The organism is Xenorhabdus griffiniae (assembly GCF_015163655.1).
Taxonomy (GTDB): Bacteria; Pseudomonadota; Gammaproteobacteria; order Enterobacterales; family Enterobacteriaceae; genus Xenorhabdus; species Xenorhabdus griffiniae.
The window spans coordinates 1-12,374 of sequence record NZ_JADEUF010000037.1 but is presented as its reverse complement, the minus strand read 5'-3'; the positions used below and the strand labels follow the sequence as shown (position 1 = coordinate 12,374).

Here is a 12,374-nt window from a genome sequence, read left to right as displayed (position 1 = left end):
AAATCAACAAATCAACCGATTTTTTTCACAGCATCAGCAATACGATGCGCTAATGCTGTGACTTGCTCTTCATCTTCACCTTCCACCATGACACGAATCAATGGTTCTGTACCTGATTTACGCAGCAGCACACGACCACGGCCATTTAATTCAGTCTCAACTGATTTTACGGTTTCAAGCACTGATTCTGATTGCAGAGGATCGGCATTACCAGCAAAGCGAACGTTAACCAAAATTTGTGGCAGAAGTTTCATGCCACTGCACAAATCATGCAGGCTCATATTATTGCGTACCATTGCACTCAAGACTTGCAATCCAGCAACAATGCCATCTCCTGTTGTGGTTTTGTCTAGCAAAATCACATGGCCTGAATTTTCAGCACCCAGACGCCAGCCTTTTTCCTGCAATTTTTCCAGCACATAGCGGTCGCCAACTTTCGCACGTTCAAATGGAATGCCAAGCTGTTTCAATGCCAACTCCAGCCCCATATTGCTCATCAACGTACCCACTGCACCACCACGTAGCTGACCTTGTCTCAATGCTTCACGTGCAATGATATAAAGGATCTGATCGCCATCAACTTTTTGCCCCAGATGATCAACCATGATGATACGGTCACCGTCGCCATCAAATGCCAGCCCAACGTGCGCCTGTTCTTCCAATACGCGCTGTTGCAATAAACGAACATCTGTTGCACCACATTCTTCATTGATGTTGATACCATTTGGCTCACAACCAATGGTAATCACCTCCGCTCCCAGCTCTCTGAGCACATTCGGGGCAATATGGTAGGTCGCACCATTGGCGCAATCCAAAACAACTTTCAACCCATTTAAACTTTGTTCACTGGGGAATGTCCCTTTACAAAACTCAATGTAACGACCCGCAGCATCAACTATCCGATTTGCTCGCCCTAACTCAGCAGATTCCACACAAGTTAGCGGTTTTTCCATTTCTGCTTCAATCGCTTCTTCAACATCATCCGGTAATTTAGTCCCGTCAATGGAGAAAAATTTAATGCCGTTATCATAGTAAGGGTTGTGGGAAGCAGAAATAACAATGCCAGCTTCTGCACGAAAAGTACGTGTCAGATATGCCACCGCAGGAGTGGGCATTGGGCCAGTAAAGGATGCCGATAATCCCGCAGCCGCCAATCCAGCTTCGAGGGCAGATTCCAACATATAACCTGAGATTCGGGTATCTTTACCAATGATGATTTTTCGAGAACCATGACGCGCCAGCACTTTTCCCGCAGCCCAACCAAGTTTCAGTACAAAATCAGGAGTAATTGGGGTATTTCCCACTCTGCCACGGATACCGTCAGTACCAAAATATTTACGGTTACTCATAAATTTATTTTTCCTTTGCTGAACGAATCTTTTACTCTCAGCGTTTTTTGCTGACACCATGTTCTTTACAAACGATGTATTCTACAAACTCTGTATTCTATGAACATGTATTCTTTTCAGATACCGTATGTCGTCAGGTATTATTGGCAGACAGCGTTGTGTGAACGACTTGCATTGCCTGAACGGTTTCTTTTACATCGTGCACACGGATAATCTGAGCACCTTTCATGGCTGCAATCACAGCACAGGCAACACTTCCTGCCACACGCTCCTGCGGTGGTACATCAAGTAGTTGGCCAATCATGGATTTACGTGACATCCCCGCCAGAATAGGTAATCCCAAATGATGGAATTCTTGCAAATGAGCCAATAACTGATAATTATGCGATAAGTTCTTACCAAAACCGAAGCCAGGATCAAGGATCAGGTTGTTTTTTGCGATACCCGCCGCAACACAGCGCTCAATTTGCTGTATCAGGAAGGTTTTTACTTCCGAGACAACATCTTCATAGTGAGGTTCTGCTTGCATTGTGCGAGGTTGCCCCTGCATATGCATCAGACAAATCGGCAAACCACTTTGGGCTGCCGCATCAAGTGCTCCAGGTTCCTGCAATGCACGGACGTCATTGATAATATGCGCTCCCGCCTTGGCTGATTCCCGCATAACAACAGCTTTTGAAGTATCGACAGAGATCCAGGTATCAAATCGTTGTACCAGCGTCTCAATCACTGGAATAACACGATCCAATTCTTCCTGTTCACTTACCTCATTTGCTCCGGGACGAGTCGACTCGCCTCCCACATCAATAATAGTTGCCCCTTCTTTGATCATCCTGGCTGCATGCTCTAATGCTGCGTTAAAAGTATTATGGGTTCCACCGTCAGAGAAGGAATCAGGGGTAACGTTTAAAATTCCCATCACTTGTGGGCAGGAAAGATCGAGGACGCTGCCTCTGGCTGTGAGTTTCATCGCTAAGTGCCTTAATGTCAAAACCCCAGGACAAGCCTGGGGTTTAATACAAGATTGTTAGCCACGTTATGCGGTTGGATTACCATCCGCAGGCTTTGAAGTTTGCTGCGGAGATGGCGTGTTATGACGGTTATTGCTATTACCGCCATTTTTATCACCTTCCCAGCCTGCTGGTGGACGTACTGTTGTACGATTCATCAGATCATCAATCTGTGGAGCATCAATAGTTTCATACTTCATCAGTGCATCTTTCATTGAATGAAGAATGTCCAGATTATCCATCAGAATCTGACGAGCACGTACATAGTTACGATCGATGATAGCCTTCACTTCCTGATCGATTAAACGTGCGGTATCTTCAGACATATGTTTTGCCTTAGCAACCGAACGACCGAGGAAAACTTCCCCCTCTTCTTCCGCATACAGCAACGGCCCCAGTTTTTCTGAAAAGCCCCACTGTGTCACCATGTTACGCGCAATAGAGGTCGCCACTTTAATATCGTTGGATGCACCAGTAGAAACATTATCTACACCATAGATAATTTCTTCCGCTAATCGGCCACCGTATAGAGTTGAAATTTGGCTTTCCAACTTCTGGCGACTCGCACTGATCTGATCGCCTTCAGGTAAGAAGAACGTCACACCCAACGCACGGCCACGCGGAATAATCGTCACTTTATGCACAGGATCGTGTTCTGGAACTAAGCGACCAATAATAGCATGCCCTGCTTCATGGTATGCCGTGGCTTCTTTCTGTTCCTCCGTCATAACCATTGAACGACGCTCTGCACCCATCATGATCTTATCTTTGGCTTTTTCGAACTCAACCATAGAAACAACACGCTTGTTACCACGAGCGGCAAACAAGGCAGCTTCATTCACAAGGTTTGCCAAATCTGCGCCAGAGAAACCGGGTGTACCACGTGCAATGACCGATGCATCAATATCAGTATCCAGCGGAATGCGGCGCATATGAACTTTCAGGATTTGCTCACGGCCACGAACATCCGGCAGACCAACAACGACCTGACGGTCAAAACGGCCAGGGCGTAACAAAGCTGGATCGAGAACATCAGGACGGTTAGTCGCTGCGATAACAATAATGCCTTCGTTACCTTCAAAACCATCCATCTCAACCAGCATTTGGTTCAGTGTCTGTTCACGTTCATCATGTCCACCACCCAAACCAGCACCACGCTGACGACCTACTGCATCAATTTCGTCAATAAAGATAATGCATGGCGCAGCTTTTTTCGCCTGTTCAAACATATCACGAACACGGGAAGCACCAACACCAACGAACATTTCAACAAAATCAGAACCAGAGATGGTGAAGAAAGGGACTTTCGCTTCGCCAGCAATAGCTTTCGCCAGCAATGTCTTACCCGTACCTGGAGGACCAACCATCAGGATGCCTTTCGGGATCTTACCACCCAGTTTTTGGAAACGGCCTGGTTCACGCAGATACTCAACCAATTCGCCCACTTCTTCTTTTGCTTCATCACAACCCGCAACGTCGGCAAACGTGGTTTTGATCTGATCTTCCGTCAACATACGGGCTTTGCTTTTACCAAAAGACATCGCCCCTTTACCGCCACCGCCTTGCATTTGGCGCATAAAGAAGATCCAGACGCCAATGAGCAGTAACATTGGGAACCATGAAATAAAGAGGGTCGCCAACAGGCCTTGCTGTTCTGGTGGTTCACCAACAACTTTTACCTGCTTATTGAGTAGGGTATCCAGCAACTTTTCATCCTGAATTGGCATATAAGTGCTGTATTTTCCACTGTTGTCTTTCTTAGTGAAATCAATGTCACGACCCGAAATACGTACTTCGCTTACTTGATTCTGCGATATCTCATTGATGAAATTAGAGTAATCAACCCTACGACCACTGGAGTCGCCGGGACCAAAACTCTGGAACAATAACATCAAGACAACTGCGATGACTAACCAGAGAATCAGGTTTTTCGCCATGTCACTCAAGGGATTAACCTCATATTACAACTGTGTTAACAAATAGTAGTCAGGGTACTACACTTTCCGCCCTGTCGCTACAATGTATACTTCACGTGATCGTGCCCGCGAAGATTCTGGTTTACGAACTTTTACCTTCGCAAAAAGGGAGCGTATTTCCCTCAGGTATTCATCAAAGCCCTCTCCCTGAAATACTTTGACAATAAAACTACCCCCAGGGGCCAGCACATCACGACACATATCCAACGCTAACTCAACCAGATACATGGATCGGGGAATATCGACCGCGGGGGTTCCACTCATATTAGGAGCCATATCCGACATGACGACCTGGACTTTATTATCACCAACTCTCTCAAGTAATGTTTTCAATACCAGCCCATCACGAAAGTCTCCTTGCAGGAAATCGACTCCAACTATCGGATCCATTGGCAAGAGATCGCAAGCGATAACTCGCCCGCTATGACCAATCTGACTCACTACGTACTGAGACCAACCACCTGGAGCAGCACCTAAATCAACAACGGTCATACCCGGTTTAAAGATTTTGTCGCTTTGCTGTATCTCATCAAGTTTAAACCAAGCGCGAGAGCGAAGCCCTTTTTTCTGCGCCTGGAGAACATATTTATCACTAAAATGTTCCTGTAACCAGCGACTTGAGCTTGCTGAGCGTTTTTTATTGGCCATTGTTCTTTCCAACTCTACTAATAATTTTTTGCGCTCTCTTATCAAACCACACCACACTTTTATGGTGATAGATAAGAGATGGCGGTAGAATATATCGTTTTCAATCCCAACTAAGCAAAAAAACGATGACTCTTAACAAGAAACAAGTCCAATACCTGAAAAGTCTCGCTCATTCATTAAAGCCTGTCGTTATGATCGGCAACAATGGGTTAACCGAAGGTGTGTTGGCTGAAATCGAACAAACTCTTTCACATCACGAGCTTATCAAAGTCAAAGTTGCAGGCGAAGACCGTGAAATAAAAACTTTGATCGCTGAAGCGATTGTTCGTGAAACTGGTGCACATAACGTGCAGATCATTGGCAAAATGTTAGTTCTCTACCGTCCATCGGAAGAACGCAAGATTAGTCTACCTAAATAATCACGGCATATTTATACAAAAGTGCCATATTAATTTATACCCAATGAATTTCAAGTTGCAGCTTGCAAATCAATGTGATTGTTTATATCTCCCCGCGTAGCGGGGAGATATAAGACGCATCTTGAAAGATGATTGGTATATTTACCTTGATAAAAAAGGCCAAAAACTGGCCTTTTTCTTTGCTCATGGTGTATCAGATATAATCCACGTTCAAAACTTCGAATTCCACTTGACCGCCAGGCGTGGAGATGACAACAGCATCATCCACTTCTTTACCAATCAAACCACGGGCAATCGGTGAATTCACTGACAGAAGATTTTCTTTAATATTGGCTTCATCATCACCGACGATACGGTAGGTCTGCTCTTCATCGGAATCCAAGTTCAGTACCGTGACCGTTGCCCCAAAAATCACTCGGCCATTGTTGGTCATCTTCGTGACATCAATCACCTGTGCATTGGAAAGCTTAGCCTCAATTTCCTGAATACGGCCTTCGCAGAATCCCTGCTGCTCACGAGCGGCATGATATTCCGCGTTTTCTTTCAAATCACCGTGCTCACGCGCCTCAGCGATTGCGGCAATAATTTGAGGCCGACGTACATTTTTCAAATGTTCTAATTCTTCGCGCAATTTATCCGCGCCACGTACCGTCATCGGAATTTGTTTCATTTATTAAACCTCTAAATTAATCCTAAGCCCAAACAACATCTTCCTGATTCTTGTAATAACAGCACATTTTTTAATAACAGCACAATGAGCACACCTTATCAGGCGGGCTTACAGATACTTAATAAAAAGAAGTGTAATTCAGCACAATCTGAAGTCCACAGGCATATTTACCTGCCAATCTATCATTCTAACGTAGAGTTGATGATGGATCATCGTTTACTTTTCCTTTGAATTATACCTTAGTATGATTAATACAAATATTCTTGGAATACATCACCTTCATATGCGGGATCTATGGCTCTTTTAAAAATGACCAGCAGAATAGCTTGTATGCTCAGCTTGAGTCTGAGTATTTTCAGTGCAAATGCCTCTTCTGATATTTCTTATATTGAGAAAAGTGCCCAGTATTTGCCTACGGGAACTCATTTTTCATTTATTGCCCAAACCGTTGGGGCAAAAAATCCCTTAGTTGATTATCACGGGCAACAAATGGCTTTACCTGCCAGTACGCAGAAAATTGTGACGGCATTAGCAGCGCTATTGCAGCTTGGTAAGGATTACCGTTTTACCACAACATTGGAAAGTGATGCTGATGTTTCAGAGGGTGTATTAAAAGGTAATCTAACGGCTCGCTTTGTCGGTGATCCCGTGCTGACACGTTCACAACTGCGCAATATGGTGGAATCCTTAAAACAATCTGGTATAAAACAGATTAATGGAGATCTTGTCATAGATATTTCGATTTTCTCCAGTCACGATAAAGCCCCAGGCTGGATATGGAACGATATGACACAGTGTTTCAGTGCCCCTCCATCAGCAGCCATCGTGGATAAGAACTGTTTTTCTGTTTCACTCTACAGCTCAGAACAACCTGGCGAACTGGCATCTGTCCGTGTCCCCTCTTTTTATCCTGTTAATGTACTGAGTGAAGTCAAAACCTTGGCTAAGGGTTCACCAGAAGCAAAGTATTGTGAATTTGATGTTACATCAGGTGATTTGAATCGATATACCCTCACAGGTTGCCTGACACAACGCGACGAACCACTGCCATTGGCATTTGCTATCCAGAATGGGCCTAGCTATGCCGGTAAGATACTCAAGAATGAACTGAAAATTGCCGGTATTGAGTTAAAAGGCCATATCCGGCTCCAGTCAACGCCTAAGCAACCAGAAAAGATCCTCGCTGTAAATCAATCTGCACCACTAAATAAGATGCTCGAAATCATGTTGAAAAAATCAGATAACATGATTGCGGATACCCTCTTTCGTACCCTCGGCCACCGCTATTTTAACGTTCCAGGAACATGGCGGGCAGGTTCCGACGCAGTCCGCCAGATTCTGAAACAGAAAGCGGGTATTGATTTAGGCAATACTATCATGGTGGATGGTTCTGGCCTTTCACGCCACAATTTAATCGCTGCCACAACCATGATGGAAGTATTGCAATTTATTGCTCAGCACAATGATGAGTTGGACTTCATCTCTATGTTACCCAAAGCGGGATATGATGGCACGTTGGCCTACCGTCCTGGCCTGCATGAATCGGGGCTTGATGGTAAAGTCTTTGCCAAAACGGGATCATTACAAGGAGTTTATAACCTTGCAGGGTTTATGACTGCCGCCAGTGGACAGCAAATTGCTTTTGTCCAGTTTGTCTCTGCATACTCTGTTCCTCCAGCAGATCAGCGAACCCGCCGTGTTCCGTTATCGCGTTTTGAACACAATTTATATAAATCGTTATATCAAAGTCACTGAATTGGCTCAGTTTTGGTAAGAAGAACTTGATCAAAAAAAGGGCGCCAAATACAGCGCCCTTTTTTTATATTCAAATGGTTACGGAAGATTAGCGTTTATAAATAAACTCAACGCCTTCGTCATCTTCTTCGTCCCAGTCATCATCCCAATCTTCGTCGTCAGATGCTTGCTGTAACTGCTCTTTATGGTAGTCATCCCACATAAATTCAACTTTTTCAGGTTGGGACTCTTCCGACGCTTCCATACTGCGAGGCTGCGCCTTCATGAACTCCATAATGTCCCAGCAAAGCTCTTTCACTCCCTGACGATTCACGGCTGAAATCATGTAATAATCGCCTTCCCAACCCAGCTCATCAGCGATAGCTTTTGCCCGCTGCTTGGCTTCTTCTGGATCAGCAAGATCGACTTTGTTAAAAACCAACCAGCGTGGTTTTCCTGCCAGTTTTTCACTGTAATTATGCAGCTCTTTGATGATGATACGGGCGTTTTCAACCGGATCGGATTCATCGATCGGGAAGAGATCAATCAAATGTAGCAATACGCGGCAACGTTCCAAATGCTTCAAGAAACGAATACCCAATCCAGCGCCTTCTGATGCACCTTCAATCAGCCCAGGGATATCGGCGACGACAAAACTTTGCTCGTTATCCATACGCACAACGCCAAGGCTTGGCACCAAGGTTGTAAATGGATAATCAGCGACTTTCGGTTTTGCGGCCGATACAGCACGAATAAAGGTAGATTTGCCTGCATTTGGCATCCCCAGCATTCCCACATCAGCCAACAGCATCAGTTCCAACATCAGCTCACGGCTTTCTCCGGGCGTTCCCATCGTTCTTTGACGTGGGGCACGATTTACCGAAGATTTAAAACGGGTATTGCCAAGGCCGTGGAACCCCCCTTTGGCTACCATAAAACGCTGTTCATGGCGCAGCATATCCCCAAGCACTTCGCCCGTGGCAACATCACGTACACGAGTTCCGACCGGAACCTTAATCGTAATGTCCTGACCACGTTTACCCGTACAATCGCGGCTTTGTCCATTCTGACCACGTTCAGCACGGAAGGATTTTTCAAAACGGTAATCAATCAGCGTATTGAGGTTTTCATCTGCCAGCAGGTAGACATCACCACCATCACCACCATCACCGCCGTCCGGCCCACCTTTTGGAATATATTTCTCACGACGGAAGCTGACGCAACCATTGCCACCATCTCCCGCTACAACCAGAATCCTGGCTTCATCTACAAATTTCATCAATTTTCTCCGTAGGATAGCCACTGTAAAGCTGGATGGCAGCTAGTACCCAGAGATGGCGTAATCCAGAATAATAAAAAGCCCCGCAACACACATTGCAGGGCTTCTGATTCGATCAAGATGCAAAAAACTTATTCAGCTTCGATGCTGATAAATTTACGGTTTTTTGGACCTTTAACTTCGAACTTAACTTTCCCGTCAGCTAATGCGAACAGGGTGTGGTCACGGCCACAACCTACGTTGTTGCCTGCGTGGAATTTAGTACCACGTTGACGAACGATGATGCTACCTGCCAAAACAGACTCACCACCAAAACGTTTTACACCCAGACGCTTGCTTTCAGAATCGCGACCGTTACGAGTCGAGCCGCCAGCCTTTTTGTGTGCCATTAATCTGCTCTCCTAAATCTTAAGCGATGCCAGTGATTTTAACATCGGTGAACCACTGACGGTGGCCCTGCTGCTTACGGCTGTGTTTACGACGACGAAACTTAACAATTTTAACTTTCTCGCCACGACCGTGAGCTACAACTTCAGCTTTAATTTTAACGCCTTCAACTACTGGAGCGCCGATTTTGATGTCTTCGCCGTTAGCGACCATCAGCACCTGGTCAAACTCAACAGTTTCACCTGTTGCGATGTCCAGCTTTTCCAAGCGAATTGTTTGGCCTTCGCTTACTCGGTGTTGTTTACCACCACTTTGGAAAACTGCGTACATATAAACTCCGCTTTCCGCGCACCCCCTAAAAATGCTTTCCAGAGCGCGCTATAAAATATTCACAATAGGGCGCGAATTCTACGCAAAAACCACCTGGAAGACAAGTGCAGAATTAGAACAGATGAGAAAAAAACAGAGTTTTTCAATTGTCATTTATTTGAACGGTTTTTCAAGTACAATCAATATATCTTGATATCTATTGATATGCTAATTAATGAGCACAGCTCTGAATCAGAGTCCAAAGCCAAAACATGAATTTAGAATCGATACTTAAACTCACCGCTGATGATATGGCAGCGGTTAATGAAACCATTCTTAACCAATTAAATTCTGACGTTGCGTTGATCAACCAACTTGGATATTACATCATCAGCGGCGGTGGCAAACGCATTCGACCAATGATTGCCATACTGGCAGGTAAAGCCCTTCATTGCCAAGACGAAAAATATATCAAAGTTGCTGCATTGATTGAATTTATCCACACGGCAACACTGCTGCATGATGATGTCGTTGATGAGTCTGACATGCGCCGTGGTAAGGCGACAGCTAATTCCATTTATGGCAACGCAGCCAGTGTCTTGGTGGGTGATTTTATCTATACGCGTTCATTTCAAATGATGACCGATCTCGACTCCATGCGCGTATTAAAATTGATGTCTGATGCCACTAATGTCATCGCTGAAGGTGAAGTCATGCAGTTGATGAATTGCAATGATCCTAATATTTCAGAAGATGACTATATGAGGGTCATTTACAGTAAAACCGCCCGCCTGTTTGAAGTTGCTGCGCACTCAGCCGCCATTCTCGCCAATGCTACTCCTGAACAAGAAATAGCACTACGTGATTATGGCCGTTATCTCGGCACCGCATTTCAATTAATTGATGATCTGCTGGATTATGACTCAGACAACAGTACGCTTGGTAAGAATACCGGAGATGACTTAAACGAAGGCAAACCTACATTGCCTCTTTTGCACGCCATGAATCACGGAACACCGGAACAATCCGCGTTGATCCGAAGTGCCATTGAACAAGGTAATGGCCGCCATTTGCTGGATACCGTTCTGGCAACGATGAAACAGTGTGGTTCACTTAAATACACCCGCCAACGGGCAGAAGAAGAAGCAGATAAGGCCATTTCAGCATTGCAGTCACTGGAAAACTCTCCATACAAGGCGGCCCTTGAGGGGTTGGCCCATGTCGCTGTACAGCGACTTTCCTAAAACTGAATCAGTGCCCAGATCATTCAATCTAGGGCGCTGTCTTTATTATCAAGATCATGAATACCGACATATTGGACAAGGCTGGCTAATCCTTTTCTCAAAATAAATTTAACCATTCGTTCTCTTTCGGATTTGCTCAACTGGTAATAAGCCTCTACCCAGATCATAAATGGGTCTTGTCGCTTATTGCGGTAGTATTCGACTGAATTTTCACTGACTGTCAGTACATTCACGACTTCTTCGGGCAAGCTGTTAACATTATATTCGAGCGCTTTCCCCTGGACGCCACGCTTACGGCGTTGTTCCCAGCCCTCGCGTCTTGCCATTAGATTGACTCCTTGGGGAGACGATGGCAGCCCTGCGAGGCCGATGAGTTCTTTTGCAGAATACCACTCTTTTTTCATCTCTTTCTCCTCGCTTGATACTGGAGCAGTGACGAGAAAGCCAAATTTTAAGCACCTGGCTTTTCAAAAGCTGTCTCAAGTAGCTATGATTTTTTCCAAAAAACTTCTTATGCCATCTCGTAATATCACTTCGGTAATCACCTCCTTCTCTTCCTCGGTGAGTAAATTAAATGCACTTACCCAAATGGATAAAGGATCTTGTTTCTGAACCTGATATTCCGCTGGTGTTTCATGAAGCTCTAAAGCTTCTAACGTTGATTTGGGAAAACAAGAGTAATGGTATTCGATCGCCCTTCCCTGGACGCCTGACCGTTTTTGCCTCAACCACTCTTCACGTTTTGCCCTGGCATTAACTCCTTGTGGTGATCTAGGTAACTCACCTACACCGGTCAACTCCATTGCCGTATACCACTCTTTTTTCATAATGTTTCTCTATTTTTGTAACCAAGTTCAAAAAAGAAGTTATTAAGAAAAAATTAGAAACATTTTTAGAAAAAATAATGTTATTTTATTTTCTTAATAACAGGTTCGTGTTCGTTATTAATTTCACATTAACGCTTTAGTTATACCACTAATGTGGCTTCTAATTTAATAGAAAAGGATTAAAAAAATGATTTCTATGAAATCGGATTGGCATCCTGCTGATATTATTGCCGCTTTACGCAAACGCGGAACGACGTTAGCTGCCGTTTCTCGTGCGGCGGGACTGAGTTCATCAACTTTGGCGAATACACTTTCTCGCCCGTGGCCCAAGGGAGAATGGATAATAGCGAATTACTTAGAACTACATCCGTCTGAAATATGGCCAAGCCGCTATTTCGATCCCCACACAGGAGAACTATTGGAAAGAAAAGTTAGAGAGAAAAAGAATAATTAGCTATCAATATAACTATTGAAAGAAAAACCGCTAGTTATTTCTAACTAGCGGTTTTAGTTATTTAATAT

Annotated in this window: 14 protein-coding genes; 4 read left to right on the top strand and 10 right to left on the bottom strand. The window is 44.6% G+C overall.

The window, feature by feature from the left end:
* Positions 1-11: 11 nt before the first annotated feature.
* From glmM to rlmE, 4 genes are all read right to left on the bottom strand, one after another.
* Positions 12-1,349 (bottom strand): phosphoglucosamine mutase, encoded by a 1,338-nt coding sequence (gene glmM, locus IQ211_RS08045; protein WP_189758676.1) that lies wholly within the window; start codon positions 1,347-1,349, stop codon positions 12-14.
* Between the two features lie 133 nt (positions 1,350-1,482).
* On the bottom strand, positions 1,483-2,319 hold the full coding sequence (folP, locus tag IQ211_RS08040; protein ID WP_189758675.1) for a dihydropteroate synthase: 837 nt from the start codon (positions 2,317-2,319) through the stop codon (positions 1,483-1,485).
* A 66-nt stretch (positions 2,320-2,385) separates the two neighbouring features.
* A complete protein-coding gene (gene ftsH / locus IQ211_RS08035; RefSeq protein WP_189758674.1) occupies positions 2,386-4,305 on the bottom strand; it encodes an ATP-dependent zinc metalloprotease FtsH in 1,920 nt (639 codons plus the stop codon).
* 48 nt (positions 4,306-4,353) lie between these two features.
* Positions 4,354-4,983, bottom strand: a complete 630-nt coding sequence (gene rlmE / locus IQ211_RS08030; RefSeq protein WP_189758673.1) for a 23S rRNA (uridine(2552)-2'-O)-methyltransferase RlmE — start codon at positions 4,981-4,983, stop codon at positions 4,354-4,356.
* Between the two features lie 125 nt (positions 4,984-5,108).
* On the opposite strand from rlmE, the gene yhbY reads away from it, so the two are divergent.
* On the top strand, positions 5,109-5,402 hold the full coding sequence (yhbY, locus tag IQ211_RS08025; RefSeq protein WP_038218890.1) for a ribosome assembly RNA-binding protein YhbY: 294 nt from the start codon (positions 5,109-5,111) through the stop codon (positions 5,400-5,402).
* Between the two features lie 193 nt (positions 5,403-5,595).
* On the opposite strand, the gene greA is transcribed toward yhbY, so the two are convergent.
* Positions 5,596-6,072: a transcription elongation factor GreA gene (gene greA / locus IQ211_RS08020; RefSeq protein WP_189758672.1), complete on the bottom strand. Its 477-nt coding sequence runs from the start codon at positions 6,070-6,072 to the stop codon at positions 5,596-5,598.
* 294 nt (positions 6,073-6,366) lie between these two features.
* Here greA and dacB point away from each other — a divergent pair, with 294 nt between their 5' ends.
* Positions 6,367-7,827 carry a serine-type D-Ala-D-Ala carboxypeptidase gene (dacB, locus tag IQ211_RS08015; protein ID WP_189758671.1) on the top strand — a complete coding sequence of 487 codons (1,461 nt, stop codon included), beginning with the start codon at positions 6,367-6,369 and terminating at the stop codon, positions 7,825-7,827.
* Positions 7,828-7,915: 88 nt separating this feature from the next.
* Here the strand turns inward: dacB and cgtA are convergent, their stop codons facing one another.
* From cgtA to rplU, 3 genes are all read right to left on the bottom strand, one after another.
* On the bottom strand, positions 7,916-9,085 hold the full coding sequence (cgtA, locus tag IQ211_RS08010) for an Obg family GTPase CgtA (RefSeq protein WP_189758670.1): 1,170 nt from the start codon (positions 9,083-9,085) through the stop codon (positions 7,916-7,918).
* A 131-nt stretch (positions 9,086-9,216) separates the two neighbouring features.
* On the bottom strand, positions 9,217-9,474 hold the full coding sequence (rpmA, locus tag IQ211_RS08005; RefSeq protein ID WP_011148617.1) for a 50S ribosomal protein L27: 258 nt from the start codon (positions 9,472-9,474) through the stop codon (positions 9,217-9,219).
* Positions 9,475-9,493: 19 nt separating this feature from the next.
* Positions 9,494-9,802 carry a 50S ribosomal protein L21 gene (gene rplU, locus IQ211_RS08000; protein ID WP_047766254.1) on the bottom strand — a complete coding sequence of 103 codons (309 nt, stop codon included), beginning with the start codon at positions 9,800-9,802 and terminating at the stop codon, positions 9,494-9,496.
* A 251-nt stretch (positions 9,803-10,053) separates the two neighbouring features.
* On the opposite strand from rplU, the gene ispB reads away from it, so the two are divergent.
* Positions 10,054-11,025 carry an octaprenyl diphosphate synthase gene (ispB, locus tag IQ211_RS07995; RefSeq protein ID WP_189758669.1) on the top strand — a complete coding sequence of 324 codons (972 nt, stop codon included), beginning with the start codon at positions 10,054-10,056 and terminating at the stop codon, positions 11,023-11,025.
* A 23-nt stretch (positions 11,026-11,048) separates the two neighbouring features.
* Here ispB and IQ211_RS07990 read toward each other — a convergent pair whose 3' ends face one another.
* Together IQ211_RS07990 and IQ211_RS07985 are read right to left on the bottom strand one after the other, a co-directional pair.
* Complete coding sequence (locus IQ211_RS07990; RefSeq protein ID WP_189758668.1) at positions 11,049-11,429, bottom strand: DNA-binding protein; 381 nt, start codon at positions 11,427-11,429, stop codon at positions 11,049-11,051.
* A gap of 75 nt (positions 11,430-11,504) precedes the next feature.
* Positions 11,505-11,852, bottom strand: a complete 348-nt coding sequence (locus tag IQ211_RS07985; RefSeq protein ID WP_189758667.1) for a DNA-binding protein — start codon at positions 11,850-11,852, stop codon at positions 11,505-11,507.
* Between the two features lie 187 nt (positions 11,853-12,039).
* Between IQ211_RS07985 and IQ211_RS07980 the strand changes: the two genes are divergently transcribed.
* Complete coding sequence (locus IQ211_RS07980) at positions 12,040-12,306, top strand: helix-turn-helix domain-containing protein (RefSeq protein WP_099132640.1); 267 nt, start codon at positions 12,040-12,042, stop codon at positions 12,304-12,306.
* Positions 12,307-12,374 lie beyond the last annotated feature (68 nt).